The 24,148-nt window shown below is 71.8% G+C and carries 26 protein-coding genes and 1 tRNA gene; 8 read left to right on the forward strand and 19 right to left on the reverse strand.

Translation table 11 applies throughout. The features are described 5' to 3' along the window. Positions 1–120: 120 nt before the first annotated feature. Both opgC and J2Z33_RS10525 read right to left on the reverse strand, forming a co-directional pair. The gene (gene opgC, locus J2Z33_RS10520; protein ID WP_209840605.1) at positions 121–1,284 is read right to left on the reverse strand and encodes an OpgC domain-containing protein; all 1,164 of its coding nucleotides are present in this window, start codon (positions 1,282–1,284) and stop codon (positions 121–123) included. A gap of 263 nt (positions 1,285–1,547) precedes the next feature. Continuing rightward, positions 1,548–2,144 carry a riboflavin synthase gene (locus J2Z33_RS10525; protein ID WP_209840608.1) on the reverse strand — a complete coding sequence of 199 codons (597 nt, stop codon included), beginning with the start codon at positions 2,142–2,144 and terminating at the stop codon, positions 1,548–1,550. Between the two features lie 114 nt (positions 2,145–2,258). Here J2Z33_RS10525 and J2Z33_RS10530 point away from each other — a divergent pair, with 114 nt between their 5' ends. After that, the gene (locus tag J2Z33_RS10530) at positions 2,259–2,729 is read left to right on the forward strand and encodes an MmcB family DNA repair protein (protein ID WP_209840609.1); all 471 of its coding nucleotides are present in this window, start codon (positions 2,259–2,261) and stop codon (positions 2,727–2,729) included. Here J2Z33_RS10530 and J2Z33_RS10535 read toward each other — a convergent pair. Further along, complete coding sequence (locus tag J2Z33_RS10535; RefSeq protein WP_209840611.1) at positions 2,726–2,929, reverse strand: DUF6324 family protein; 204 nt, start codon at positions 2,927–2,929, stop codon at positions 2,726–2,728. The two genes, J2Z33_RS10530 and J2Z33_RS10535, sit on opposite strands and share 4 nt — an antisense overlap. 105 nt (positions 2,930–3,034) lie before the next feature. Between J2Z33_RS10535 and J2Z33_RS10540 the strand changes: the two genes are divergently transcribed. After that, a tRNA-His gene (locus tag J2Z33_RS10540) sits at positions 3,035–3,111 on the forward strand. A gap of 892 nt (positions 3,112–4,003) precedes the next feature. Here J2Z33_RS10540 and J2Z33_RS10545 read toward each other — a convergent pair. The 7 genes from J2Z33_RS10545 to J2Z33_RS10575 form a co-directional block, all read right to left on the reverse strand. Further along, a complete protein-coding gene (locus tag J2Z33_RS10545) occupies positions 4,004–4,600 on the reverse strand; it encodes a malonic semialdehyde reductase (protein WP_209840613.1) in 597 nt (198 codons plus the stop codon). A gap of 8 nt (positions 4,601–4,608) precedes the next feature. Further along, the gene (locus J2Z33_RS10550) at positions 4,609–5,973 is read right to left on the reverse strand and encodes an amidase (protein ID WP_209840615.1); all 1,365 of its coding nucleotides are present in this window, start codon (positions 5,971–5,973) and stop codon (positions 4,609–4,611) included. Next, positions 5,970–6,170, reverse strand: a complete 201-nt coding sequence (locus J2Z33_RS10555; protein ID WP_209840617.1) for a hypothetical protein — start codon at positions 6,168–6,170, stop codon at positions 5,970–5,972. Before J2Z33_RS10555 ends, J2Z33_RS10550 begins: the two co-directional genes overlap by 4 nt. Before the next feature lie 12 nt (positions 6,171–6,182). Continuing rightward, entirely contained in the window at positions 6,183–7,175 is a 993-nt protein-coding gene (locus J2Z33_RS10560; protein WP_209840619.1) for an ABC transporter permease, read from the reverse strand. Continuing rightward, positions 7,172–8,788 (reverse strand): sugar ABC transporter ATP-binding protein, encoded by a 1,617-nt coding sequence (locus tag J2Z33_RS10565; RefSeq protein WP_209840621.1) that lies wholly within the window; start codon positions 8,786–8,788, stop codon positions 7,172–7,174. The genes J2Z33_RS10560 and J2Z33_RS10565 overlap by 4 nt, the downstream gene beginning before the upstream one ends. 1 nt (position 8,789) lies before the next feature. Further along, positions 8,790–9,881: a sugar ABC transporter substrate-binding protein gene (locus J2Z33_RS10570; RefSeq protein ID WP_209840623.1), complete on the reverse strand. Its 1,092-nt coding sequence runs from the start codon at positions 9,879–9,881 to the stop codon at positions 8,790–8,792. A gap of 172 nt (positions 9,882–10,053) precedes the next feature. Beyond that, entirely contained in the window at positions 10,054–11,277 is a 1,224-nt protein-coding gene (locus tag J2Z33_RS10575) for an MFS transporter (RefSeq protein ID WP_209840625.1), read from the reverse strand. A gap of 94 nt (positions 11,278–11,371) precedes the next feature. Here J2Z33_RS10575 and J2Z33_RS10580 point away from each other — a divergent pair, with 94 nt between their 5' ends. From J2Z33_RS10580 to J2Z33_RS10605, 6 genes are all read left to right on the forward strand, one after another. After that, a complete protein-coding gene (locus tag J2Z33_RS10580) occupies positions 11,372–12,103 on the forward strand; it encodes a GntR family transcriptional regulator (RefSeq protein WP_209840627.1) in 732 nt (243 codons plus the stop codon). A gap of 332 nt (positions 12,104–12,435) precedes the next feature. After that, positions 12,436–13,518 carry a pyrimidine utilization protein A gene (gene rutA / locus J2Z33_RS10585; RefSeq protein WP_209840629.1) on the forward strand — a complete coding sequence of 361 codons (1,083 nt, stop codon included), beginning with the start codon at positions 12,436–12,438 and terminating at the stop codon, positions 13,516–13,518. A 50-nt stretch (positions 13,519–13,568) separates the two neighbouring features. Beyond that, a complete protein-coding gene (locus J2Z33_RS10590; RefSeq protein ID WP_209840631.1) occupies positions 13,569–14,984 on the forward strand; it encodes an amidase in 1,416 nt (471 codons plus the stop codon). Beyond that, entirely contained in the window at positions 14,981–16,264 is a 1,284-nt protein-coding gene (locus tag J2Z33_RS10595) for an amidase (RefSeq protein WP_209840632.1), read from the forward strand. Before J2Z33_RS10590 ends, J2Z33_RS10595 begins: the two co-directional genes overlap by 4 nt. Then, positions 16,257–16,757, forward strand: a complete 501-nt coding sequence (locus J2Z33_RS10600; RefSeq protein WP_209840634.1) for a flavin reductase family protein — start codon at positions 16,257–16,259, stop codon at positions 16,755–16,757. The genes J2Z33_RS10595 and J2Z33_RS10600 overlap by 8 nt, the downstream gene beginning before the upstream one ends. 15 nt (positions 16,758–16,772) lie before the next feature. Next, on the forward strand, positions 16,773–17,429 hold the full coding sequence (locus tag J2Z33_RS10605) for an isochorismatase family protein (protein ID WP_209840636.1): 657 nt from the start codon (positions 16,773–16,775) through the stop codon (positions 17,427–17,429). Between the two features lie 43 nt (positions 17,430–17,472). On the opposite strand, the gene J2Z33_RS10610 is transcribed toward J2Z33_RS10605, so the two are convergent. From J2Z33_RS10610 to J2Z33_RS10650, 9 genes are all read right to left on the reverse strand, one after another. Then, on the reverse strand, positions 17,473–17,706 hold the full coding sequence (locus J2Z33_RS10610; RefSeq protein WP_209840779.1) for a CobW C-terminal domain-containing protein: 234 nt from the start codon (positions 17,704–17,706) through the stop codon (positions 17,473–17,475). After that, on the reverse strand, positions 17,672–17,965 hold the full coding sequence (locus J2Z33_RS10615) for a hypothetical protein (protein WP_209840637.1): 294 nt from the start codon (positions 17,963–17,965) through the stop codon (positions 17,672–17,674). Before J2Z33_RS10615 ends, J2Z33_RS10610 begins: the two co-directional genes overlap by 35 nt. Positions 17,966–18,004: 39 nt before the next feature. Continuing rightward, on the reverse strand, positions 18,005–18,265 hold the full coding sequence (locus J2Z33_RS10620; RefSeq protein ID WP_245218766.1) for a biotin/lipoyl attachment domain-containing protein: 261 nt from the start codon (positions 18,263–18,265) through the stop codon (positions 18,005–18,007). A gap of 13 nt (positions 18,266–18,278) precedes the next feature. Further along, positions 18,279–19,007, reverse strand: coding sequence for a LamB/YcsF family protein (locus J2Z33_RS10625; protein ID WP_342454166.1), 729 nt, complete (start codon positions 19,005–19,007; stop codon positions 18,279–18,281). 250 nt (positions 19,008–19,257) lie between these two features. Beyond that, positions 19,258–19,926 carry an aspartate/glutamate racemase family protein gene (locus J2Z33_RS10630; protein ID WP_209840639.1) on the reverse strand — a complete coding sequence of 223 codons (669 nt, stop codon included), beginning with the start codon at positions 19,924–19,926 and terminating at the stop codon, positions 19,258–19,260. Beyond that, positions 19,926–20,762 (reverse strand): ABC transporter permease, encoded by an 837-nt coding sequence (locus tag J2Z33_RS10635; RefSeq protein ID WP_209840642.1) that lies wholly within the window; start codon positions 20,760–20,762, stop codon positions 19,926–19,928. Before J2Z33_RS10635 ends, J2Z33_RS10630 begins: the two co-directional genes overlap by 1 nt. Next, positions 20,762–21,598, reverse strand: a complete 837-nt coding sequence (locus tag J2Z33_RS10640) for an ABC transporter permease (protein WP_245218780.1) — start codon at positions 21,596–21,598, stop codon at positions 20,762–20,764. Before J2Z33_RS10640 ends, J2Z33_RS10635 begins: the two co-directional genes overlap by 1 nt. 88 nt (positions 21,599–21,686) lie before the next feature. Beyond that, on the reverse strand, positions 21,687–22,952 hold the full coding sequence (locus J2Z33_RS10645; RefSeq protein ID WP_209840646.1) for an ABC transporter substrate-binding protein: 1,266 nt from the start codon (positions 22,950–22,952) through the stop codon (positions 21,687–21,689). 37 nt (positions 22,953–22,989) lie between these two features. Then, positions 22,990–23,964 (reverse strand): ABC transporter ATP-binding protein, encoded by a 975-nt coding sequence (locus tag J2Z33_RS10650; protein ID WP_209840647.1) that lies wholly within the window; start codon positions 23,962–23,964, stop codon positions 22,990–22,992. Positions 23,965–24,148: the final 184 nt, after the last annotated feature.

The raw sequence follows: 24,148 nt of genomic DNA on the forward strand, positions 1-24,148 counted from the left end.
GGGTCTCCTCGGGGTGGCGGATGCGAGGAGGATGCCGCAGAAACGTTAACCGTGTCCGACGGCAACGAACGGTCAGGAGGCGATTCGCGCAACGCCCCCTGGCCGCGCCCGACCCCGTTCTCAGCGCGTCGTCGCAGCCGTCCCGACACGACCCGCCGAGCCGGCATCGAGCCACGCGGCAAGGAGGAGCGGCGCGGGACTCGCGAGGAGCAGCAGAAGGGCCGCGATCTCGTCGGGACGGTTGCCGCCGAGCCCGAAGGCGAGCAGATACACGGCGAGGACATGCGCGGCGAAGGCTTGCAGCGAGTGCGCTCCGAGGAAGGTCAGCGGGCGCCAGGTCACCAGGGCGGCCAAGCCACGGGAGATCCGTCGCAGTAGCGGACTCTCGGATGTGGGCCCCGCGACCAGCAGCCATGCGACCACGAAGGCCTCCGTCGCGAAGGACAGCACGTAGATGAAGCTGTTGCGCGACTTGGAGTCCAGGACGGGAGAAAGCGGGCCGAGGAGGTCGGCCTTGCTGAGGAGGCGCAGGACTGCCAGGGCGGTGAGGATGCCGAGGGCCGCCCACGCCAGTCGTTCCTGCCCCGGCTTCAGCACCCGCGTCGGGGCCTGGCCCATGGCGGTCAGGTACCCCGCCGCGAGGCCGCCCACGAAGAGGAGTTGCCAGCCCAGGAGGTTGAAGTAGCTGCCCAGGGCCAAGTCCTGGCCATGGCGGGACAGCCAGGCTTGGGGCCCATCGATCAGCGGCGCGGTGAGGCCGGTCTGGGCCACGAGCCAGAGGCCGCCGCTGCCCATGAGGACACGGGCCAGATGCCCCCGACGCATGAGCCGCAGGAGCCAGGGCGCGGCGGCCATGAGGACGACATACATCGGCAGGACGTCGATGAAGTTGAGGTCGGCGGTCATCGCGAGGCCGAGCGCGGCAGTGGCAAGCGGGCTTCCGATCAGGGTGCCGAGCATCGGGACCGAGCGGCCGATGACCATGGCGCCCCACGCCAGGACCAGCAAGGCCAGCACGAGGGCCGCGTGGTGCAGGTAGATGGTCCGCACCCGGGCCAGGATCGAGCGGGTCATCGCGGCATCGCCGTCGCGGAGCATCCGGCGGGTGTAGACGATGCCCGCGACAAGGCCCGAAAGAGCGACGAAGCCGTGGGCCGCGTCGGTCCAGCTCAGGAGATGATGGTTGAATCGGCCCAGCGAGGATCCCAGAACCTCATTGGTGTGCGTGTACATCATCAGGATCAGGAACAGGCCACGAAGGCCGTCGAGGGACTGGTAGCGCATCGGGCTGCGGCTCGCTGAGTTGCGGTCGAGGCATAGGGGACTTCTCGACCGCCCGAGTGCCCTTGGGCCGGGCGTGCGTCAACGATTTGTCAACCTTCATTAAGGTCTGGTTAAGAAATCACCGTTCCGCCCGGGGAAACTGAACCGCTCCCCGGCAGGGGTAGGGACCGAGTTCCCGCTGTTGGCTGTCATGCCAAGACAGGCGCCGCGCCGCAGCCGACCCGACTTGGAGGCCGGGTTGAGTCCCGCCCGGCCAAGAGCGGTCAGCCCCACTCCCGCAGCCGCGCGACGTAGCGGGCCATGGTGTCCACCTCCAGGTTCACCGGCTGGCCCTCGCGCAGGGTGGCCCAGGTGGTGACCTCCTTGGTGTGGGGGATCAGGTTCACGCCGAACTCGGCGCCCTCCACCTCGTTGACGGTGAGCGAGATGCCGTCGAGCGCGACCGAGCCCTTGGGGGCGATGAAGCGCGCGAGCGAGTCGGGCGCGCGGAGGCGGACGCGGGTGCTGTCGCCGTCGGGGCGGATCGCCACCACGGTCGCCACGCCGTCCACGTGGCCCGAGACGATGTGGCCGCCCAGTTCGTCGCCGACCTTGAGCGCGCGTTCGAGGTTGACGCGGTGGCCGGGCGTCCAGGCGGCGAGGTTGGTCTTGCCGACCGATTCCGCCGAGACCTGCACCTCGAACCAGGGGCGCGGCTCGCGGCCCTTGGCGACGACCGTCAGGCAGACGCCGTCGCAGGCGATGGAGGCGCCGATGTCGATGCGGTCCACGTCGTAGGCGGTCGCGATGCGGGCGCGCAGGTCGCCCTCCTGCGCGGTGGCGAGGATCTCGCCCTGGTCGGTGACGATGCCTGTGAACATGGGTCTGGCCCTCCGCGCGGCGTTGCTAGACCGGGGCTAGACCGGGGCGCAAGGGGACGCAACCGTGACCGCGCGCGGCTTGACCGGCACGGGGGGAGGGGCGAGATTCGCGGGATGCCCTTGCCGCAGCCCGCGCTCGACCTGCCCCTGCCCGCCCCCCGTCCGGGGCAGTTGCTGGCGCGCGGGGTGTGCCGGCACCTGCTGAGCCATGATTTCGTGACGGTGGAGGAGATGACGCCCGCGCCGGGGCTGCGGGTGGACGTGATGGCGCTGGGCCCCCGGGGGGAGCTGTGGGTCGTGGAGTGCAAGTCGGGGCGCGCGGACTTCATGTCCGACGGGAAGTGGCAGGGCTACCTGGAGTTCTGCGACCGCTTCTTCTGGGCGGTGGACGGGGATTTCCCGGTGGAGCTGCTGCCCGACGACACCGGGCTGATCGTTGCGGATTCCTACGATGCGGAGATCGTGCGGATGGGGCCGGAGCTGAAGCTGAACGCGGCGCGGCGCAAGGGGCTGGTGCAGCGGTTCGCGCGGCACGCGGCGCTGCGCTGGCACGGGGCGCGCGATCCGGGGCTGGGGCTGCGCTAGCGGCCCTTCTTGCCGCCCATGTTGCGCGCGAGTTCGGCGGCGGCGCGGATCTCCTCGGCAATCTCGATGGCCTCCTCGGGCTCGAAGTCGAGGGGAAGCTCGATGCCGCCCTCGGCCTCGACGTAGATGCGGACCATGCCGAGGGAGGTGGGGCCGATCTGGAGGTTGGCGGAGACGTCGCTCTGCTTGTCGATGCCCATGGGTGGTCCTCCTGTCCGGCGCTGCCGTCCCGGGGGTAACGCGGGGGCGGGGGTGCCGCAAGGGTCTTGCATTCGCCAGGGGCCGGGGCTAGATCGCCGCCTAGTGCCGACATAGCTCAGTTGGTTAGAGCACCAGATTGTGGATCTGGGGGTCCCCCGTTCGAGCCGGGGTGTCGGTACCATTCGAGGCCCTTGTTCCTATGGGTCCGAGCCTGCCGACGGCAGCACCAAGCTTGGTGGTTTGCAGAACGGTTTGCAGCGCCCTTCCGCGCCTGCGATCGGCTGCCGCTGCGTCGATCCGGAAACTTGGCGTCCGGCGCTCCCGGACTCCCAGACATGGTCCGACGTCCGCTCCGCGACAGGACGAGCGGACAGGGAACGATGGGGCGGTCGGTCAGAGCGCCGAAGAGTTTGCCGGGCTGGCCGATCAGGCTCTCGGACGGGCAGGCGGCGGCCTATGTGGGCCTGCCTCTCGGCAGGGCCCGCCACGGCGTCGCGACCGGCGACCTTCCTCCGGGGCGGGCCCTCGTGGGGGAGATCCTCTGGCCCCGCCCCGAGCTGGGCCGCTGACTGGAGGCGTTTCCGGCCGCGATGGCCGGGAGCCCCGGGGCCGATCCGCTCTTCGACCCCGTCACCCGGGCGGTCGAGACCATGGGGGCTCACAAGGGCTGATCCGGATTCCCGGGGTGAACACGACCACCAAGACGAACAAGCGGACCAGGAAGGCCACCCGCACCTACCATCACCGCAAGGCGGGCCGACGGCATCCGGACGATCCCGAAGCCGTGGAGTTCCGCCTCGCGGTCGCCAGGTTCGATGCGACGCCCATCGGAACGTCTCCCGACGACACGACGTTCAAGGTGCTCGTCCAGAAGTATCTGGCCTCGACCGACTTCGCGGAATTGGCCGACACGACCAAGGCGGAGTACCGGCGGCACATCACGTACATCGAGCCGGTGCCGAGCCCCTTCCTCGTGCGTGCGATCCGGCCTGCGCATGTCGAAGGGATCAAGCGGACGTTCGCGAAGGCGCCGAGCCCAGGTCGCCGAGTTCGATGTGCTCGCCGGCAGGCCGTCAGGCCAGCGCGCAGGCGTCGTGGAAGGGCAGGCGGGGCAGGCGTGGCTTCAGATTCTCGGTCGATCCATAGCCCAGGTTGATCAGGAGGTTCGCCCGCACCCGCGTCCCCGCGAAGAATGCCGCTTCAAGCGCGGCGGCATCGAATCCGGTCATCGGCCCGCAGTCGAGTCCGAGCGCGCGGGCCGCCATGACCAGATAGCCGGCCTGGAGGCTGCTGTTGCGGAAGGCGTTCTCCTCCAGGACCTTGGGATCGGCGAACCAGGGCCGCGCGTCCACGTGGGGGAACAGCACCGGCAGCGTGTCGGGGAAGGCCATGTCCATGCCGACGATCACCGTCACCGGCGCGGCCATGGTCTTGGCGAGGTTGCCCTTGGAGAGGGCCGGGGCCAGCCGCGCCTTGGCCTCCGGGGAGCGGACGAAGACGAAGCGCGCGGGGGCGGAGTTGCAAGCCGTCGGCCCCAGCTTCACGAGGTCGTAGAGCCGGCGGAGCAGGTCGTCCGGCACGGGATCGGGGCGGAAGTCGCTGAAGGTCCGCGCCTCGGTGAAGAGCCGCGCGAGGGCGAGGTCGGGGAGCGTGTCGGTCTGGTCGAGCATGGGGCCTCTCAGGCGTATTCGGGTTCGGGTTGGATCGCCGGGAGGGCGAGGGCGGTCTCGATGGTCAGGGCCAGCGCCGCCACGCGGTCGTCCGCCCAGGCGGGGCCGATGACCTGCACCGAGAGCGGGCCGTCCGCAAGGCGGGCGATGGGCAGCGACAGCGCGGGCAGCCCCAGGAACGAGGCCGGCCGGGTCAGCCGGGTCAGCCCGGCGACCACCGAGTCCACCCCCGGCCCGTCGCCGACATCCAGCAGGGCGGCCTGCGGCGGCGTGTCGGCGAGGGTGGGCAGGAGGAGGAGGTCCACCCGGCCGAAGGCCTCGGCCGTCAGGCGATCGTGGGCGACGCGGCGGATCTGCTGGGCGCGCAGGTAGGCGTGCGCCGGGATGGCCGCCGCCTGCACCAGCCGCGCCCGCACCTGCGGCCCGTAGCTGTCGGGCGCCAGCGCCAGCGCGTCGGCGTGGACCGCCGCCGCCTCGGCCATGGCGGTGACGTTGGCGGGCTCGCCCAGATGGGACAGGAAGGCGAGGTCGAGCCCCACGGGGCGCGCGCCCATCGCCGCGAGGCGGGCCACGAGATCGGACAGGGCGTGGCGCATCCGGGCGCTGATCCCATCGGTGAAGGCACCCGTGTCGAAGCCGACCCGAAGCTCGGCCACCGGGACCGGCTTGGGCGCGGCCGGCGGCAGCGGCGCGATCAGCGACAGCACCGCCTGCGCGTCGGCCACGGTCGCGGCCAGCGGCCCCACGCAGTCCTGGCTGTAGCCGAGCGGCATGGTCCGGTCCATCGGCGCGCGGCCCTGCGTCGGCTTGAAGCCGACGACGCCGTTGCAGGCCGCCGGCAGCCGGATCGACCCGCCGGTGTCCGAGCCCAGCGCCGCGGCGACGTGCCCCGCCGCCACCGCCGCGCCCGATCCCGAGGAGGAGCCCCCGGTGATCGCGCCCGGAACGGCGGGATTCGCCGGCATTCCGTGGTGGTGGTTGTGCCCGGTCGGCCCCATCGCGAACTCGGACATCTTCAGCCGGCCGAGGTCCACCTGTCCGGCCGCGTCGAGGCGCGACAGCACGGTGGCGGTCCCGGCGGCCGGCTGGCGGCGGCTGAAATGCGCGCCGAAGCCGGTCGAGAAACCCTCGCGGTCGAACATGTCCTTGTGCGCGAGGAGCGCCCCGGCAAGTGGCCCCAGCGCATCGCCCCGCGCGCGGGCGCGGTCCAGGGCGGCGGCCTGCGCGAGGCTGCGCGCCGGCTCCAGCGCCGCGAAGGGCGTCTCGGCCATGGGCAGGGCGCGCAGGCGGCCCAGCGCGCGGTCGGCCTCCTCCTCCAGGGAGAAGGCCCCGGCGAGATAGGCCCGGCGGCGGATTTCGATGCGACCCGTCATTGGGGCAGCTCCGGCTCGATCAGCGGGCGGGTCGTCATCAGGCGCGCGGCGCGCGGCACGAAGGCGATGCCTTCCACGATCTCGGACCGCAGCAGCGGGTTCTCGAAGATGCCGGGGCCGAGCCGCGCCTGCTGGTCGCGGAAGATCGCGGTCTCGCTGGGCGTGGGCGGGCGCCCGAGGTAGTCGGTCAGGTCCATGGGTGGCCTCCCTTAGCCGAAGTTCTGGGGCTGGCGCTTGCGGACGAGCTGGCTCAGCGCGACCGCGACCACGAGGGCCCCGCCGTAGAACAGGCTCTGGACGTGGGCGGCGGCGCCCAGCATCGACAGCCCGGTGATGCCGGTGATGAGGAAATAGACCGACAGCAGCGTGCCCAGGGGGTTGAAGCGGCCCGGATAGATCGCCGTCGCCCCCAGGAAGGCCGCCGCGAAGGCCGGCAGCAGCAGCCCCTGGCCCGACACCGGATCAGCCGAGCCGGTCATCCCGGCGTAAAGCACCCCGGCGAGCGCCGACAGCGCGCCCGACAGGATCAGGGCGGCGGCGCGGGTGCGGTCCACCGAGATGCCGTTGAGCCGCGCGACCTCGCGCCCGCGCCCGACGAACAGCAGCCGCCGCCCGGCCATGGACCATTCCAGCGCGTACCAAAGCACGAGGCACAGCGCGAGGCCGTACCAGAAGGCCGCCGGGATGCCGAGGATGCGGGTGATGACCACGGCATCCACCAGCGTCATGGAGATGCCCGAGATGGTCTGCGAGCCCGAGAGCCACAGCGTCATGCCGTTGAGGAAGGTCCCGAGCCCCAGCGTCACGATCAGCGAATGGATGCGGAAGAACAGGATGAACCAGGCGTTGAGCGCGCCCACGATCGCGCCGGTCGCCAGCGCGCCCAGCAGCGACAGCCCGATCGGCCAGCCCCAGGTGACGTTCGACACCGCCACGAACATCGCCGAGAAGACCAGCACCGAGGCCGCCGACAGGTCGAAGTCGCCCGCCGTCAGCGGCAGCAGAAGGCCCAGCGCCAGCACCACCAGCACCGCCTGCGAGCCCAGGATCGACGAGAAGGTGCGCCAGGTCAGGAAGGTGCCGGGGATCAGCACCGCGAACAGGCCGATCAGCGCGGCCCAGGCGGCGAGGAGGGCGAACCGCTCGGCCTGGAGCTTCCAGTCGATGGGCGCGCGGACGGCGGGAAGGGGGGTGGCGGTCATGCGAGGCCCTCTTGCAGGGACGGGGATGGGGCGGGGGCGGGCGGGACGCCCAGGAAGCAGGTCCGGGCGATGACGGATTTCTCCACCTGCGCGCCGGTCAGCTCGGCCACGGGGCGGCCCTTGGCGAAGACGATCACGCGGTCGCAGATCTGCGAAAGCTGCTCGGCGTCGGTGCTGGCGCAAAGCACGGCCGTCCCCCGCGCGGCGGCGGCGTCGATGGCCGCGAAGATCTGCTGGCGCGCGCCGAAGTCCACGCCCTGCGTCGGCTCGTCGAGCAGGAGGAGCCGGGGCTCCTCGGCCAGCCACTTGCCCAGCACGACCTTCTGCTGGTTGCCGCCGGACAGCGCGCCCAGCAGGTGCCCCGGCCGGGGCGGGCGCACGTCATGGGCAGCGACCAGCGCCTCGGTCGCCCGCGTCATCGCCGCGCGGTCGAGCGCGGGGCCGCGCCGCAGGCGGGGCAGGGCCAGCATCGTCGCGTTGTCGGTCACGGACAGCGCGACGATGCAGCTCTGGTGCAGGCGGTCGCCGGGGATCAGCCCCATCCCCGCCGCCACCGCCCGCGCGGGGGTCAGTCGCGCGACATCGAGGGCTTGGCCGCCGATCTCGACCCGACCCGTGCCCGGCGCGGCCCCGAAGGCAAGATAGGGCACATCGGCGAAGCCCGAGCCGATAAGCCCGGTGACGCCCACCACCTCGCCCGGCGCGAGCGTCAGGTCGAAGGGGTCGAGTTGACCCCCCGCGATGCCGGCAAGCCGCGCCGCGACGCCCGTGGGCGCGGGACGCGACGGCCGCCGGAACGTCTCCACCGCCCGCCCGACGATGGCGTCGAGGATCTCCTGCCGCGTCGTCTCGGCCGTGGTCATCATCGCGGCGAGCCGCCCGTCGCGCATGACGGCCACCCGGTCGGTGATCGCCAGCACCTCGTCGATGTCGTGGGTGACGATGATGACGCTGGCCCCGGTCGCCCGGATGCCGCGCAGCAGCGCGAACAGCTTCTCCACGTCCTCGCCCGACAGGAAGGGCGTGGGCTCGTCGAGCACGAGGACGCCCTCGCCGGCGCGGCCCGCCTCGGAGCGGCGCAGGTCGTCGAAGGCGCGCACGATGGCGACGAAGGCGCGCTGGACCGGAGCCAGCGACTCGACTGGGGCGAGCGGGTCGATGGCCAGCCCGAACTCGGCGAAGAGCCCGCGCAGCCGCCGCGCCTCGCGTCCCCAGGCGATGCCCAGGGGATGCAGGCGGTCGTTCGACAGGATCATGTTGTCGATGACCCGCAGGCTGGGGATCAACCCGAGATGCTGGTGGACGAAGGCTACGCCCTTGCGGCGGATCAGCGCCGCGTCCAGCGGCAGGGGCAGGTCGTCGCCCCAGAGCCGGACCCGGCTTTCCGGCTCGGGCGAGTTGAAGCCGGCCAGCACCTTGATGAGGGTGGACTTGCCCGATCCGTTCGCGCCCAGAAGCCCCAGGATCTCCTTGCGGCGCAGGCCGAGGGAGACGCCCTTCAGCACCTCCACGGGTCCGAACCTCATCCGAACGTTCTCCATCCGCAGCACCTCGGCCGGGTGCTTGCCGCTGCCCGGCAGGCGGTCGGGGGCGGCCAGGTCCACCAGCGTCATGTCAGTTCTCCAGCATCCAGAGGGCGCGGAACCCTGCGAGGTGCTCGTCGCCGTAGCCGCTGTCGAAGTCGGCCGGGACGCCCGCCGTCTCGACGTTGTCCGCGTCGAAGATGAGGAGCGGGATGCCCAGGCTTTCCGGGACCGGCAGGCCGCACAGGAGCCGCATCTGCGCGTCGATGGCGGCGTAGCCGGCCCAGCCCAGGCTCTCGCCGATGTTCATCTGCACCGTGCCCTCGCGGATCATGTCGAGGACGAAGGGCGTGCCGTTGAAGCTGGCGATGCCCAGGTCGGTCGCCCCGGCGATCCGCAGGGCGGGGACGACGAACTGGGACATGCTGTCGTAGATCGGCAGGATATAGTTGATCGTGGGGTCGGCCAGCAGCGCCGACTGCACGCCCGACTGGATCTTGGTCGCCCATTCGGTGACGGGGACGTTGATGTAGGTCTGCTTGCAGTCCGGGCAGTAGGCCGCGAGCGTGTCCTGGATCGACTGCACGAAGGGCCCGGTGGGCAGCACCTCGTCCGAGCCGATGATGAGGACGTTGGGCGCGCCCCCCGTCTCCAGATAGGCCCAGGAGGCGAGGATCTCCCCGGCCGTGGAGAACGGCACCTTGGCCGAGGCGTCCACGAAGGCCTCCTGCGTCTGGGTGTCGTCGTAAAGGTGGGTCGTCGTCACCTTCATCCCGGCCGCCTTGGCCTCCTGCAACTGCGGGCCCAGCACCGCCGGGTTGAGGCCGCCGGTCACGTCCACGAGGTCGTAGCCCTGGCTGATCGCCTGGTTCACGCCTTGGATCCAGGCGTCCGAGGTGCCCTGGTTCTCCCAGACGGTGTATTCGAAGCCCACCTCCTCGGCGGCGCGCGTCATGGCGCGCTCCAGCTCGACCACGAACGGCACGATCATGGTGATCGGGATGGAGAACACCTTCTTGTCGGCCATGCAGGCCTGGGCGTCGAAGGGCTCGCCCTGCGGCGCGAAGTCGGGGACGACGCGATGCGCGTCGAGCACGGCCTGGGCGTCGACCTTCGCGTCGGAGAGGGCGGCTTGGGCGGGGAGGATCAGCAGCGCGGTGGCGGCGCAAAGACGCGTGTTCATGGAGATGTCCCTGGTTCGGCTGGTTCGGAGGCGATTGCAAGATCATGTCCGGACATGATCCCGGTCACGATCCACATTTGTCCGGACATCTGCGGCGCACAACCGTTTCGTGCTCATGTCCGGTCATTTCGTCGGAACAAGTCCGGACCTGTCCATGAAACGGGCGCTTTGGTCAGGATCGCGGCGGGTCCTGCGCGAGGCAGGCCCAGGACAGGGCCGCGCCGAGGAAGCCCAGGGTCGAGAACAGCGCGAAGCAGGCGGCGTAGGAGCCCGTGACCTGATAGGCCAGGGCGAAGATCGACGGGCCCAGGATCACGCCGAGGAAGGTGTAGACGAGGATCGCGCCGGTGTTGGCGCCGACCCGGCCGCCCGGCGCGTTGCGCGCGGTCAGCGCCAGGAACACGCCGTTCCAGCCCACCGCGACGCCACCCAGCCCGATCATCACCGCCACCTCCACGGCGTCGGGCAGGCGCGGCCCCCAGCCCAGCGCCAGCGAGAACGCCCCCGCCAGCGCGCCGATCAGCCCCAGCGTCCGAAAGCCGCCGATGCGGTCGCCCACGATCCCCCAGCCGATCCGCCCCGCCGCGCCCGCCAGTTGCAGCGCCGCGCCGACGCCGCCGGCGGCGATCAGGCTCCAGCCCTGGTCCACCAGCGAGACCACGGCGAACGCCGTGACGATGAGCTGGAGCGCCGAATAGAGCCCGCCCAGCGCCGCCAGCGTGGCGAGGGGGCGGCTCCGGCCGATGGCCCGCTGCTCGGCCAGGACGGCGGCCCACAGCGCGCGCGCGCCGGGGCGGGGGCGCGGCGGCGTCCAGGGCAGCATCCGCAGCGACAGCAGCATGAGGCCCAGCGGCAGGACCGCGAAGCCCGCGACGGCGAGCTGCCACGACGCGCCCAGGTGGAGGGCGAGGGCGGGAAGCGCCATGTTGGCGACGACCGCGCCGAGCGGCACCCCGCTCTGCTTGATGGAGAAGACCAGGGACACGTTGGCGCGGCGGCCCTCGCGGCTCAGGAGCTCGGAGGAGGCGGGGTTGTTGAGGCCGTAGGCCACCCCCAGCGCGCCCGAGGCGAGGATCAGCGCCGGGAACGAGCCCAGCGCCACGCCCCAGAGGCCCAGCCCGAACAGCCCGAGCTCGAGCGCGATCACCCGTTCGGCCTGGAGCCAGCCGACGACGCTGCCGGCGATCGCCGAGGCGAACATCCCGGCGAAGTAGATGAGGCTGATCTGGTAACCGATCCAGTGCGAGCCCACGCCCAGCGTCGCCGCCGCCTCGGGCGCGAGCGCGGTGAGCGCCAGGATGGAGGCGGTCCCGGCGATCTGCACCGCGGTCATCAGCGCCAGCATGGCCAGGGGGCGCGCCGGGGCGGGGCCGTCGCTCGACAGGGTATGGGTCATCGGGTAGAATGTCCGAACATGATCCGGGAATGCCGGCAACAAGACAGCATAAGTCCGGACATGACAAGTGCGGGCCGACCGCTTGGGAGAAGAAATGGCCAAGGACGACCGGGCAACCCCGCTTTACTTGCAGGTGGCGCACCGCATCGAGCAGAGGATCGCGGACAACACCTGGCCGGTGGGCAGCCTGCTGCCGCCCGAGGACGACCTGGCGACGCAGATGGAGGTGAGCCGGCACACCGTCCGGCAGGCCATCGCCCAGCTTCGGCAGCGGGGGCGGCTGACGGCGCGCAAGGGGGTGGGCACGCGGGTCGAGCCGGTCGAGAGCGACTGGCGCACCCGGTTCCGCAGCGAATCGCGGCATGACCTGTTCGACTTCGCGCGCGAGACGGAGCTGCCGTTCCACGTCTCGGGCGTCACCACCGCGCGCGGGCCTCTCGCCATCGAACTGGGCTGCCGGAGCGGGCGGAAGTGGCATTACCGGGCCGGGCCCCGCTACATCGCGGGGGAGGACCGGCCGTTCTGCTGGAACGAGATCTTCCTCGACCACGGGCTCGGGGCGATCCTGGAGGGGGTCATCGTGCTTCGGACGGCGCTGTTCCAGCTCGTGGAGGCCCATACGGGCGAGCGCATCGCCGAGATCCAGCAGGAGATCCGGCCCTGGGCCGTCGAGGCCGAGATCGCGGTGGCGCTGGGCGTGAGGACCGGAAGCCCCGGCCTCCAGCTCCGCCGGCGCTACATCGGCGCGGGCGGGCGGCTGCTGGAATACGCGATCCAGAGCTATCCCGAGACCTTCGTCTACCGGACGACCCTGTCCTCCGCCTGACCGCTCGCGGCCTGCCCGCGTTTTCAGCGCCCGCCCGTCGCCCTGCCCGTCGATCCCGCAGAACCCCGTCCTTCGGCGGGGTTCTGCTCATGTCCGAACAGAAACGTCTGGACACCGACCCTGTTCGATTCGGAATGTATGGACATGAGCAGGCCAAAGGTCTGGTCATGGCCAGATACCTGGTCCGGACATGACCACGAGGCTGTCCGGACATGATCTTGAATGGGTCCGGACTTGAGCATTTCGTGAATGTCCGGACTTGCGCTAGGTATGTCCGGACCTGATCCAGTCATGTCCGCACATGAACAACAATCGACAGAGAGGGTCCCACCATGGACATGGGCGTCTTCATCCCGATCGGGAACAACGGCTGGCTGATCTCCCGGACCGCGCCGCAGTACATGCCGAGCTTCGAGCTGAACAAGGCGATCGTCCAGAAGGCCGAGGGCTACGGGCTCGACTTCGCCTTGTCGATGATCAAGCTGCGCGGCTTTGGCGGCGAGACGGAGTTCTGGGACCACAACCTGGAAAGCTTCACGCTGATGGCGGGGCTGGCGGCGGCGACGAGCCGGATCACGCTGGTCGCCTCCACGGCGATCCTGACGCTGCCGCCCGCCATCGTGGCGCGGATGGCGACGACGCTCGACAGCATCGCGCCGGGGCGGATCGGCGTGAACATCGTCACCGGCTGGGCCAAGGCCGAATACACCCAGATGGGCCTGTGGCCGGGGGACGACTACTTCGGCTACCGCTACGACTATGCCGGCGAATACGTGAAGATCATGAAGGACCTGTGGTCCGAGGGGTCGTGCACGCATCACGGCACGCACTTCCGGATGGACGACTGCCGGATGTCGCCGCCGCCGTCGTCGCCCATCAAGATCGTCGCCGCCGGGCAGAGCCCGTCGGGGATGAGGTTCGCGGCCGAGTACGCGGACTACAACTTCGTCATGGGGACCGGGGTGAACACGCCCACCGCCTTCGCGCCCGGCGTCGCGCCGCTGGTGGAGGCGAGCCGGGAGACGGGCCGCGACGTGGGGGCCTACGTGCTGTTCATGGTGATCGCCGACGAGACCGACGAGGCCGCCCAGGCCAAGTGGGAGCTGTACCGGTCGGGCGTGGACGCGGACGCGCTGGCCTGGATGGCGGACCAGGGGTCGAAGGACACCAAGGCGGACGCGTCCTCGACCGCCAAGCACATCAACCTTCCCGAGGGGGCGGTGAACTTCAACATGGGGACGCTGGTCGGGTCCTACGCCACCATCGCGCGGATGCTGGACGAGATCGCCGCCGTGGAGGGGGTGAAGGGCATCATGATGACCTTCGACGACTTCCTGGTGGGGCTGGACGCCTTCGGGACGCGCATCCAGCCGCTGATGGACTGCCGGGCGAGCCGGCTGGCCGTCGCCGCCTGATGCGGATGGAGCGCGTCGGCGCGGTCCCGCCCCTCGATCGGGGGGCGGGGATGGCGCCCGGCTGGCCCCTGGGGCTGGAGCCCGGGGGGCTGGCGCTGCCCGCCGTGGCGGCGGCGGGCGGGTGCGGCGATCCGGGGCTGGCCGGGGTCGCGGAGCTGCTGGCGGGGTTCGCCGGGGGGCTGCCGGTGTCGGAGGCCGTCGCGGCGCTGGCGGCGCGGCGGGCGGGCGATGAACGCGCGGGCGAGGCGGTGCTGTCGGTGCTGCCCGTCGCGGCGGCGGTGGCCGAGTCCGAGCGGCGATGGCGCGACGGGACCGCGCGGGCGCTGGAGGGGGTGCCCTTCGGCGTCAAGGCGATCATCGACGTGGCGGGGGCGGTCGTCACCTGCGGGTCGGTGGTGACGGGCGACCGGCGGGCCGTGGCGGATTCGGCGGTGGTCGCGCGGCTGCGGGCGGCGGGGGCGATCCCGCTGGCGATGCTGGCGACCACGGAGTTCGCGGCGGGGTCGCCGTTCAACCCCCGGCATGGGGTGGTGACGAACCCCTGGGACGCCGGGCGCTGGACGGGGGGGAGCTCGACGGGCTCGGGCGCGGCGCTGGCGCGGCGGCTGGTGCCGCTGGCGCTGGGGACGGACACCGGCGGGTCGATCCGGGTGCCGTCCTGCTGGTGCGGGACCACGGGGCTGAAGCCGACGCGGGGGCTGCTGCCGCGCGACGGGATCGCGACGCTGAGCTGGACGCTGGATCATCCGGGGCCGATGGCGCGGTCGGCGCGCGACCTGACGCTGGCGCTGGGGGTTCTGGCCGGAAAGACGACGGTGGGGCCGGCGCGGGGGGTGCGGGGGCTGCGCGTGGGCCTGCCGTCGGGGTGGTTCGACGAGGGCGTGGACGGGGCCGTGCTGGGCGCGTGGCGCGCGGCGGCGCAGGTGATGGAGGCGGCGGGGGCGGCGCTGGTGCCGCTGGATGCGCGGGGGCTGGACCTGGGGGCGCACCATGACGCCGCCTGGGACATCCTGACGGCCGAGGCGGCGGCCGTGCAGGGCTGGACGCGGGCGCGGCGGGGGGAGCAGGACGCGGGCCTCGTCGCGCGGCTGGAGCGGGGCGAGGCCGTGTCGGGCGCGCGCTACGCCGAGGCGATGCTGATGCGGGCGGAGCTGATGGGGGCCTTGGCGCGGGTCATGGAGGGGGTGGACGTGCTGCTGACGCCGGGCCTGGGCGGGGAGGCGGGGCGGCTCGCGGACCTCACCATCGAGGTGGACGGGCGGGCGGAGGGCTTCGCGATCATCTCGCGCAACACCATGGTCTTCGACTACACCGGCTTCCCGGCGCTGATGATGCCGGCGGGGCTGGGGCCGAACGGGCTGCCCTTGGGCGTGCAGGTGGTGGGGCGGCCGGGCGACGATGGCCTCTGCCTGGATGTCGCCATGGCGTTCCAGCAGGTCACCGACTTCCACGAGGCGCGGCCATGAGCGGGGCGCACCGGCTGACCGCCAGCGCCGCGCGGGCCGAGATGCGGGCGGGGCGGCTGACCGCGCTGGAGCTGGTGCGCGACTGCCTCGGGCGCATCGCGGAACGGGATGGCACCGTGCGCGCCTGGGTCGCAATCAACCCGCGCGCCGAGGCGGAGGCGGCGCTGATCCGCGCCGACGACCCCCGGCCGCTGGCCGGGCTGCCGGTCGGCGTCAAGGACGTGATCGACACCGCCGACCTGCCGACCACGCACAACTCGCCGCTCTATGGCGGGCACCGGCCGGCCGAGGACGCGCCGGTGGTGCAGATGCTGCGGGCCGCCGGGGCGATCGTGCTGGGCAAGACCGACACGACCGAGTTCGCGGCGGCCGGGCGCGATGCCGTGACGGCGAACCCGCGCGATCCGGCGCGGAGCCCCGGCGGCTCCTCGGCCGGGTCGGCGGCGGCGGTGGCCGACTTCCACGTGCCGCTGGCGCTGGGGACGCAGACGGGCGGCTCGACCATCCGGCCCGCGTCCTTCTGCGGGATCGTGGGGATGAAGCCCTCGTTCGGGATGATCCCGACCGAGGGCGTCAAGAGATATGCGGGGAGCTTCGACACCGTGGGCCTCCACGCCCGCGCGGCGGAGGACCTGGACCTGCTGGCCGGGGTGTTCATGCTGCCCGGCGACAGGGCGGTGCCCCAGCGGCCCCGGCTCGCGCTCTGGCCCACGCCTTACGCCGACCGGCTGTCGCCGGAGATGCGGCGGGCGCTGGCGGCGCTCCCCGACCGGCTCGGGCCCGTGGCCGAGGTGGTCGCCGCCCCGATGCCCGACGAGTTCGCCGAGCTGGACGCGCTGCACCGGCGCATCCTCTGGGCCGAGGGCGGCGTGGCGTTCCGCAACCTGGCGATGGGGCGGCGGCATCGGCTTCATGCCGATTTCCATGCGCGGGTGGCCGAGAGCGGACGGACCGCGCGTCAGGCGTTCGAGGCGCAGGACCGGCTGGCCGCGCTGCGGGGGGAGTTCGAGCGGCGCATCGCCCCCTTCGACGCGCTGGTGGCGCCCGCCGCGCCCGGCTTTGCGCCGTTGGGGCGGGGCCCGGGCGATCCGGTGTTCAACGCGCTGTTCACGGCGATGCAGGTGCCCTGCCTCGCCCTGCCATTGGGGGGCTTCGACCTGCCCCTCGGCGTGCAACTGGTCGGCCGCCGGGCCGCCGACGCCGACCTGATCGCGCTGGCGCGACATCTGGGGCCCGCGCTCGCGGCCCGGACCGAACCAAGGGAGACGACCCATGTCTGACTGCTCGCCGGATGCCTTCAAGACCGCCCTGCGGCGGCTGGCCTCGGGGGTGTCGCTGATCGCCACGGCGCACGAGGGGGCGCGGCACGGGCTGGTCGCCACCGCCGTCACCTCGGTCACGGCGGACCCGCCGACGCTGCTGGTCTGCGTGAACCGCACGGCGTCCATCCTGCCGCATCTGGAGGCGGCGGGCGTCTTCTGCGTCAACCTGCTGACCGAGTCGCAGGCGGACCTCGCGCGGCGCTTCGCGCTGCCCCGCGACCGCGAGACGCGGTTCGATCTGGGCGACTGGGCGACGCTGGCCACCGGCGCCCCGGCGCTGGGCGGCGCGGCGGCGAGCCTCGATTGCCGGGTGGCCCGCGTCATGGACTACGGCTCGCACCGGCTGGTCTTTGGCGAGGTGGTGGCGACGGCCTTCTGCGAGGGGCGGCCGGGCGAGGGGGCGGGGCCGCTCCTGTATCACGAGGGCGATTTCCGGGCCCTGGCGGCCTGACGGGGAGGGGGACGGATGCCCGAGGACCTGACGCTCAACTACGCGCGCGCCTATGGGCGGCGGGCCGGGTTCGGCCGGCGGCCGGCGCTGGTGCTGATCGACTTCGCGATGGCCTATTACGACCCCGGCTGCCCGCTGTATGCGGGGGAGGGGGCCGAGACGGCGCTCGCCTCGGCCCTGCGGCTGCGCGAGGCGGCGCACCGGACGGGGGTGCCGGTGGTGCTGACGCGCGTCACCTATTCGCCGGGCGGCGTGGAGGGGGGCCGCTTCTGGGACAAGGCCGCGCCGCTGTCCTGCTTCGTGGCGGGGGAGGCGACGGCGGGCTGGGCGCCGGGGCTGGAGCCGCGCGAGGGGGAGATCGTGGTGTCGAAGCACTACCCGAGCGCGTTCTTCGGCACCGCGCTCGCGCCGATGCTGACGCGGCTGGGGATCGACAACGCGATCCTGACGGGGCTGACGACCTCGGGCTGCGTGCGGGCGTCCTGCGTCGATGCGATGTCGCACGGGTTCCTCGCGACCGTGGTGGGGGACGCCTGCGGCGACCGGCACCCCGACCCGCACCGGGCGAACCTGTTCGACATGGACGCCAAGTATGCGGACGTGGTGGGCGAGGCCGAGATGCTGGAGCACCTCGCGACGCTGGCCCCGCGCCGGGCCGGGGCGATGGGCTGAGGGGCGGGAGCCGGGCGGGGCGGCGGCCCCGGCCCTCCCGTCGTCAGGTCGCGCCGGTGAAGCGCCGGAGCGAGCGTCGCAGGTCGTCGGGTGAGTAGCCCCGACCGATGAAGACCACGGTCCCGTCGTCGCGGGCCTCGGGCTGCTCGGGCAGGATCTCCGGGGTCTGGACGGTCCGCCGCACCGTCTGGAGCAGCAGCCGCCGAGGATGGTCAGGCGCATCCGCCCCTCGCCCATGGCGGTCATCCGTCCCCCAGGACGCGGGGGTCGAGCGGATCGACGGGACGGCCCGCCATCCGCTCCGCCTCGGCCCAGAGGGCCTGGAGGTCGGGCAGGATCGTCGTGACGCCCGACAGGTTGGACAGTTGCAGGCCCGGCACCTGGCCGTCGTCATGCACGGTCAGGCCGTAGGGCCGCAGCAGGTCGCGCAGCATCCCCGCCCGCCGCAGCCGTGCGCGCAGGCGGTCGTGCGGGGTGACGGCCCCCGCCTCGGTCCAGTGGCCGGGCGCGGCCGGAAAGCCGCAGGCGTTGCACATGGGACTCCTCCCCGAGAGGGGGGCGGCGCCCGGAACGGCTCAGATCACCTCGGGCCGCTGGCCGCCGTCGAAGGGGAAGCGGGCGCGGAAGTCCTCGGCGATCCGCTCGAAGGTCATCCACTCGACGCCCTCGTGGCCGTTGATGTGCTCGATCAGCCGTTCGAGCATCAGCAGCACTTGGATGAGGCCGATCACGTCGCCTGGCGCGACGGAGTCGCCCGGGGCCTTGTAGGGCGGCCGGTCGGGGGCGGGCCGCTGGTAGAAGGTGCCCGGCAGGGGCGACAGGATCTGGTGGGCCATCGGGGCAAGTCCTTCAGAACGGAGTGATGTGGGACTGGACGGCGGCGCGCACCGCGCGCGCCACGGCGACGGCGTTCGGCGTGTCCGAATGGACGCAGATGGACTCGGCCCGGACCGGCAGATCCCGGCCGCCGACGGTCGTGACCAAGCCGTCCGTCACCGCGCGCAGGCAGGCCGAGGCGGCGGCCTCCGGGTCCTTCTCGCCATGGGCGCGGGTGATGATGAGGCTGCCGTCGTCGGCATAGTCGAGGTCGGCGTAGAACTCGGACACGAAGCGGTGGCCGCGCGCGGGATAGACCCGCTCGTGCAGGGTGCCGGCCATGCCCAGGACCGGAACCCTGAACACGTCCGCCGCGTCGCAGACCGCCTGCGCGATGTCCTCGATCCGCGCCGCCATCCCGTAAAGCGAGCCGTGCGGCTTGACGTGGTTGAGCGGAAGCCCCTCGGCCTCCAGGAAGCCCTTCAGCGCGCCGATCTGGTAGATCAGGCAGTTCGCCATCTCCTCGCGGCCGATCCTCATCTCGCGGCGCCCGAAGCCCTGGAGGTCGGGAAGCGAGGGATGCGCGCCCACCTTGACCCCGTGCCGCCTGGCCAGCCGCACGGTGGCCCGCATGTGGTTGAAGTCCGAGGCATGGAATCCGCAGGCCACGTTCGCGATGTCGATGAGCGGCATCAGCCCCTCGTCGTCGCCCATGCGGTAGAGGCCGAAGGCCTCGCCCATGTCGCAGTTGATGGTTGTCACGCCTGTTTCCCGTCCCCATGGCGTTCCCGGCACGTGGCCGGCACTTGGCAACGCCATGCTCATGACATGGGCCCAGGTCCGTCAAGCCCCTGCCGCTGGCCCACGGCGCCGGCCGCTGGTCCCCGCGAGGTCTCGCTCAGGCGATGGTCGATGGAACCTGCGGGCCCGGAGACCTGGGATGACGACCGATGCGTTGCCGGAGCCATGGGCCCTGGACCGGGCTTTCGGATCGGCCTCGCGCCATGCGGGGTCAACCGGGCCGTTCGAGGTCGCGCCAGCCCGCGAGCGCCCTGCCGAGGAGGGCGGCGGCCTCCACGCCGTCCACCAGGGGCACCGGGCTGCGCGCCTGGAGCGCGGCGCGCAGCGGGGCCATGCCGGCGCAGCCCAGCACGACCGCCTGCGCCCCGTCCTCGCGCGCGGCCGCTTCGATCTCCTCGGCCAGACGGGCCATCACGGCGGGCCCGCCCGCCTCCACCTCCAGCACCGGCAGGCCGGAGGGGCGCACGCGGGCGCATTGGGTGCCGAAGCCGTAGCCGGCGATGTTGCCCTCCAGCACCGGCACCGAGACCGGCAGCGTCGTCACCACCGAGAAGCGCCCGACCAGCAGCGCCGCGAGGTGGACGGCCGCCTGCCCGATGCCGATGACCGGGCAATGGGCGGCGGCGCGGATCTCCTGGAGCCCCGTGTCGTCGAAGCAGGCGATGACCAGCGCATCCACCGCTTCGGCCCGCGCGCGGGGCAGCATCGCCCGCAGGCCCGCCACCGCCGCCGCGCCGTCCGCCGGTCCCTGGATCGCCGGGGGGCCGTCGTGGTTGGTCCAGCCCAGCACCTCGGCCTCCGGCAGGACGCGGCGGGCGACGGCGACGGCCGAATCCGTCATCGCGGCGGTGGAGTTCGGGTTGACGAGGAGGAGCCGCATCAGACGGCCCGCCCCGCGTCCGATCCCGCCCGCGCGCGGCGGCGGGCCGCAATCCGCAACGTCAGCAGGAAGGCCCCGATCACCAGGAGCGAGAACACGGTCGTCAGCGTCCCCAGTGCGAAGATCACCGGCGTGGTGACGTTGGTGGTCATGCCGTAGATCTCCAGCGGCAGGGTGTTGCGGCTGCCGGAGGTGAGGAGCGTGCGCGCGAACTCGTCGTAGGAGAGCGTGAAGCCGAACAGCCCGACGCCCAGGAGCGAGGGCGCGATGATCGGCAGGACGACGTGGCGCACGGTCTGCCAGGGGGTCGCGCCGCCGTCGCGGGCCGCCTCCTCGTAGGCCGGGTCGAAGCGGTTGAAGACCGCGAACATGATGAGGAGCCCGAAGGGCAGCGTCCAGGTGAGCTGCGCCCCGAAGCCCGAGGTCGCCCAGTGGATCGGCAGGCCGGCCTGCGTGAAGATGAGGCCGACGCCCAGCGACACGAGGATCGAGGGGATCACGAGGCTGGCGATGACGAGCTGGAACAGCAGCCCCGAGCCCCGGAACCGCTTGCGGAAGGCGAGGCCCCCCATGACCGAGACGACGACGGTCGTGGCCATGACCAGAAGGCCGAGGACGAGCGAGCGGCCGAAGCTGCCCCAGATGTCGCCCACCGCCTGCTGCTCGAACAGGTCGCGGAACCAGTGGAGCGACGCGCCCCGCATCGGGAAGGTGAGGCCGCCCTCGGGGCCCTGGAAGCTGAGGATCGCGATGGTGATGGTCGGGCCGTAGAGGAACAGCAGGAACAGCCCGAAGACCGTGGCGAGGACGTAGAAGGAGCGGGGGCGGGGGTCCATCACAGCTCCTTGCGGATGTCGACGAGGCGCAGGAGCACGCCGATCACCATCAGCGTGACGATCAGCAGCAGCACCGAGGTCGCCGAGGCCGAGGGGTATTGCAGCAGGCCGATGTCGTTCTGGATCAGCCGGCCGACGTTGGCCGACTGCGACCCCGACATGAAGCGCACGGTGATGAAGTCGCCCATCACCAGCGTCAGCACGAAGATGGTGCCGATCATGATCCCCGGCCGGGTCAGCGGCAGCACGACATGGCGGAGCGTCTGGAGCCCGCTCGCGCCGGCGTCGCTGGCGGCCTCCAGCAGCCGGCGGTCGATCCGCATCATGGTGTTGAAGATCGGCACCACCATGAACAGCGTGTAAAGGTGGACGAAGGCCAGGATCACCGAGAAGTCGGAGAACAGCAGCCAGTCGAGAGGCTGGTCGATCACCCCCCAGGACAGGAGCGCCGAGTTGGCGATCCCCTCGCGCCCGAGGAAGGGGATCCACGAGATCATGCGGATGATGTTCGAGGTCCAGAACGGGATGGTGCAGAGGAGGAACAGCGCCGTCTGCCAGGCCTGCGAGCGCACGTGGAAGGCGAGGAAGTAGGCCACCGTGAACCCGAGGGTCAGCGTGATGGCCCAGGTGATCGCCGCATACTTGACGGTGTTCAGCAGCACCCGCCAGGTCACGCCCGAGCCGAGCAGGAACTGGTAGTTCTCCAGCGAGAAGGCGGGGACGATGGAGAACTCGGTCGCCGTCCAGAAGCTGACGACGGCGATCATGGCGATCGGGGCCACGAGGAACAGCGCCAGCACCAGCGCCAGCGGCGCGGCGAGGAGCCAGCCCGTCAGGTGGCGCGACCCGCGCCACGACGCCCGGCGCGGCGCGGCCGGCCGGGCGAGGGGCGGGGTCCCGGCGGACCCCGCGAGGCTCAGGGTCTCAGGCGGCAATGAACTCGTTCCACTTGCGGACCATGTACTGGTTCTCGTCCATGACCGAGTTCCAGCAGGCGACATGGCCCATCCGTTCGTGGAACGATCCGCCGTCGCGCACCTCGCCCGGCTGGGCCAGGACGTCGCCGAAGGGGCTGGAGATGGGCTCGGCGGCGGGCTTGCCCTCGAACCAGTAGCCCCATTCGTTCGGGCTCATGAAGGCCTTGGAGGTCTCGGGCACCGCCGAGTAGTAGCCCTGCCGCATCAGGAAGCCGCCGACCCAGCCCGAGAGATACCAGTTGATGTATTCGTAGGCCGCATCGAGCGGCAGGCCCGACAGGCTGGAGGACAGCCCGATGCCGCCGCCCCAGCTCCGGTAGCCTTCCTTGAGCGGCTGGTAGACGCAGGGAATGCCGCGCGACTTCACGGCGGTGATGGCGGGCGACCACATCGACTGGATGACGACCTCTCCGCTCGCCATCAGGTTCACCGATTCGTCGAAGGTCTTCCAGAAGGACCGGAACTGCCCGGCCCGCTTGGCCTCGGTCATGATCGCCATGGTTCGGTCGATCTCGTCGCGGGTCATGTTGCCCTTGTCGCCATACTGGATCTCGCCCATCGCCTCGCAGACCATGGCCGCGTCCATGATGCCGATGGAGGAGATGTCGAGGAGGGACGCCTTGCCCGCGAACTCGGGGTTCAGGAGCTCGGTCCAGCTCTCGATGGGGCGGCCGATCAGGTCGGGGCGGATGCCCAGCGTGTCGGCGTTGTAGATGGTGGGGATCAGGGTCATCCAGCCCGTCTCCTCGGCGGCGAAGTCGGTGCCGCCCGGTCCCGACGTGAAGCCCACCGTGTGCGGCGCGGTCCCCTGGGCGATGGTGCTTTCCGGGGTCAGCTTGCCGTCGCGGAAGATGCCGACGATCTTGCCGTAGTTGGCGATCTTGGAGGTGTCCATCGCCTGGAGGTTGCCGGTCGGCCAGACCTTCTTGGCGATCCAGTACTCGATGTCGGCAATGTCGAAGCTGTCGGGCTGCGTGGCCGCGCGCTGGGTCACAGCGTCGGAATCCAGCGCCGTCATCTCCAGCGTGAAGCCCAGGTCCTCCTTCACCTTCTGCGCCACCTCGTTGAGGTTCGACACGCCGGTGCCGAACTGGCGCAGGGTCACGTCCTTGATCTCCTGCGCCCAGATCATCGGCGCGGGCAGCGCGCTCGCGGCGAAGGCGGCGGCTCCGCCCTTCAGGAGGCTGCGCCGGCTGTATCGCATCTTGCTCATGCTCATGTCGTTTTCCCGTCCCTGTTATCGTTGATGGTCAGGCGTGGAGGCGGTGCAGCCGCCCCTCGTCCCAGGCGAGCCGCACGGCGTCGCCGGGGTGTTTCGGATCGGCGAAGAACGCCGCCTCGGGGATGAGCGCCAGAAGCTCCTGCTCTCCCGCCATCCGCGCGGTCAGCGCGACGTGCCCGCCCTGGTATTCGACGGCCCGCACCACCGCCTCGGCCCCCTCGGGCGCCAGCCGCACGTCGTCGGCGCGCAGCGCAAAGCGGCCCTGGGGCAGGGCGATGACGTTGTGCCCGCCCATGAAGCGGGCCACGAACTCGGTGCGCGGCGCGTTGAAGATCTCGCGCGCCGGGCCCGCCTGCTCGATGCGGGCGTCGTTCATCAGCACGATCTCGTCGGCCAGAGCGAGGGCCTCGTCCTGCCCGTGGGTGACGTGGATGAAGCCGATCCCCAGCTCGCGCTGGAGCCGCTTCAGCTCGGCCCGCATCCGCACCCGCAGGAACGGGTCCAGCGCCGACAGGGGCTCATCGAGCAGGAGCACCTGCGGGTCCGTCACCAGCGCGCGGGCCAGCGCCACCCGCTGCTGCTGCCCGCCCGAAAGCTGCGACGGCAGGCGGTCGGCGTGCCGCGCCATGTCCACCAGCTCCAGCAACTCCCCCGCCCGGCGGTGGCGCGCGGGCTTGTCCACGCCCTTCATCCGCAGGCTGAAGGCCACGTTGTCCCGCACGCTCAGGTGCGGGAACAGCGCGTAGCTCTGGAACATCATCGCCGTGCCGCGCCGCGCGGGGGGCAGGTGCGTGACCTCCGCCCCGTGCAGCACGATGGACCCCGCCGACACCCCCTCGTGCCCGGCGATCATCCGCAGCGTCGAGGACTTGCCGCAGCCCGAGGGCCCCAGCAGGCAGACGTAGCTGCCGCCCCGGAACAGGTGGCTCACGTCGTTCACCGCCACGGCGTCGCCGTAACGCTTGGTCACATGGACCAGCTCAAGATCGTGACCCGTCCGCATGGTCCCTCCGTTCGCCTTGGAAGGAGCATGGCGGCCCCCGCGCCCGGCGGACCACGAAAAACCGGCCCCGGGGCGGGCCGGGACACGACCTGCCCAAATGCGCGCCGCCCCGCACGGGCCCGCGTCGCTTTCTTGGACAAGGTTGTATACAATCCTGTCGCCCCGACGGCCGCGCGATTGCCCC

The sequence above is a fragment of the Rubellimicrobium aerolatum genome (assembly GCF_017872975.1).
Taxonomy (GTDB): Bacteria; Pseudomonadota; Alphaproteobacteria; order Rhodobacterales; family Rhodobacteraceae; genus Rubellimicrobium; species Rubellimicrobium aerolatum.

Excerpts from the sequence above, each read along its gene's own strand:
- J2Z33_RS10535 (WP_209840611.1), bottom strand. The coding sequence starts at position 2,929 with ATGGGCATCGACAAGCAGAGCGACGTCTCCGCCAACCTCCAGATCGGC.
- J2Z33_RS10630 (WP_209840639.1), bottom strand. The coding sequence starts at position 19,926 with ATGCGGCTCCTCCTCGTCAACCCGAACTCCACCGCCGCGATGACGGAT.
- J2Z33_RS10530 (WP_209840609.1), top strand. The coding sequence starts at position 2,259 with ATGCCCTTGCCGCAGCCCGCGCTCGACCTGCCCCTGCCCGCCCCCCGT.
- J2Z33_RS10600 (WP_209840634.1), top strand. The coding sequence starts at position 16,257 with ATGTCTGACTGCTCGCCGGATGCCTTCAAGACCGCCCTGCGGCGGCTG.
- J2Z33_RS10605 (WP_209840636.1), top strand. The coding sequence starts at position 16,773 with ATGCCCGAGGACCTGACGCTCAACTACGCGCGCGCCTATGGGCGGCGG.
- J2Z33_RS10580 (WP_209840627.1), top strand. The coding sequence starts at position 11,372 with ATGGCCAAGGACGACCGGGCAACCCCGCTTTACTTGCAGGTGGCGCAC.
- J2Z33_RS10560 (WP_209840619.1), bottom strand. The coding sequence starts at position 7,175 with ATGACCGCCACCCCCCTTCCCGCCGTCCGCGCGCCCATCGACTGGAAG.
- J2Z33_RS10565 (WP_209840621.1), bottom strand. The coding sequence starts at position 8,788 with ATGACGCTGGTGGACCTGGCCGCCCCCGACCGCCTGCCGGGCAGCGGC.
- J2Z33_RS10635 (WP_209840642.1), bottom strand. The coding sequence starts at position 20,762 with ATGGACCCCCGCCCCCGCTCCTTCTACGTCCTCGCCACGGTCTTCGGG.
- J2Z33_RS10550 (WP_209840615.1), bottom strand. The coding sequence starts at position 5,973 with ATGACGGGTCGCATCGAAATCCGCCGCCGGGCCTATCTCGCCGGGGCC.
- J2Z33_RS10570 (WP_209840623.1), bottom strand. The coding sequence starts at position 9,881 with ATGAACACGCGTCTTTGCGCCGCCACCGCGCTGCTGATCCTCCCCGCC.
- J2Z33_RS10525 (WP_209840608.1), bottom strand. The coding sequence starts at position 2,144 with ATGTTCACAGGCATCGTCACCGACCAGGGCGAGATCCTCGCCACCGCG.
- J2Z33_RS10645 (WP_209840646.1), bottom strand. The coding sequence starts at position 22,952 with ATGAGCAAGATGCGATACAGCCGGCGCAGCCTCCTGAAGGGCGGAGCC.
- J2Z33_RS10595 (WP_209840632.1), top strand. The coding sequence starts at position 14,981 with ATGAGCGGGGCGCACCGGCTGACCGCCAGCGCCGCGCGGGCCGAGATG.
- J2Z33_RS10555 (WP_209840617.1), bottom strand. The coding sequence starts at position 6,170 with ATGGACCTGACCGACTACCTCGGGCGCCCGCCCACGCCCAGCGAGACC.
- J2Z33_RS10620 (WP_245218766.1), bottom strand. The coding sequence starts at position 18,265 with ATGGCCCACCAGATCCTGTCGCCCCTGCCGGGCACCTTCTACCAGCGG.
- opgC (WP_209840605.1), bottom strand. The coding sequence starts at position 1,284 with ATGCGCTACCAGTCCCTCGACGGCCTTCGTGGCCTGTTCCTGATCCTG.
- J2Z33_RS10575 (WP_209840625.1), bottom strand. The coding sequence starts at position 11,277 with ATGACCCATACCCTGTCGAGCGACGGCCCCGCCCCGGCGCGCCCCCTG.
- J2Z33_RS10650 (WP_209840647.1), bottom strand. The coding sequence starts at position 23,964 with ATGCGGACGGGTCACGATCTTGAGCTGGTCCATGTGACCAAGCGTTAC.
- J2Z33_RS10590 (WP_209840631.1), top strand. The coding sequence starts at position 13,569 with ATGGCGCCCGGCTGGCCCCTGGGGCTGGAGCCCGGGGGGCTGGCGCTG.
- rutA (WP_209840629.1), top strand. The coding sequence starts at position 12,436 with ATGGACATGGGCGTCTTCATCCCGATCGGGAACAACGGCTGGCTGATC.
- J2Z33_RS10545 (WP_209840613.1), bottom strand. The coding sequence starts at position 4,600 with ATGCTCGACCAGACCGACACGCTCCCCGACCTCGCCCTCGCGCGGCTC.
- J2Z33_RS10615 (WP_209840637.1), bottom strand. The coding sequence starts at position 17,965 with ATGTGCAACGCCTGCGGCTTTCCGGCCGCGCCCGGCCACTGGACCGAG.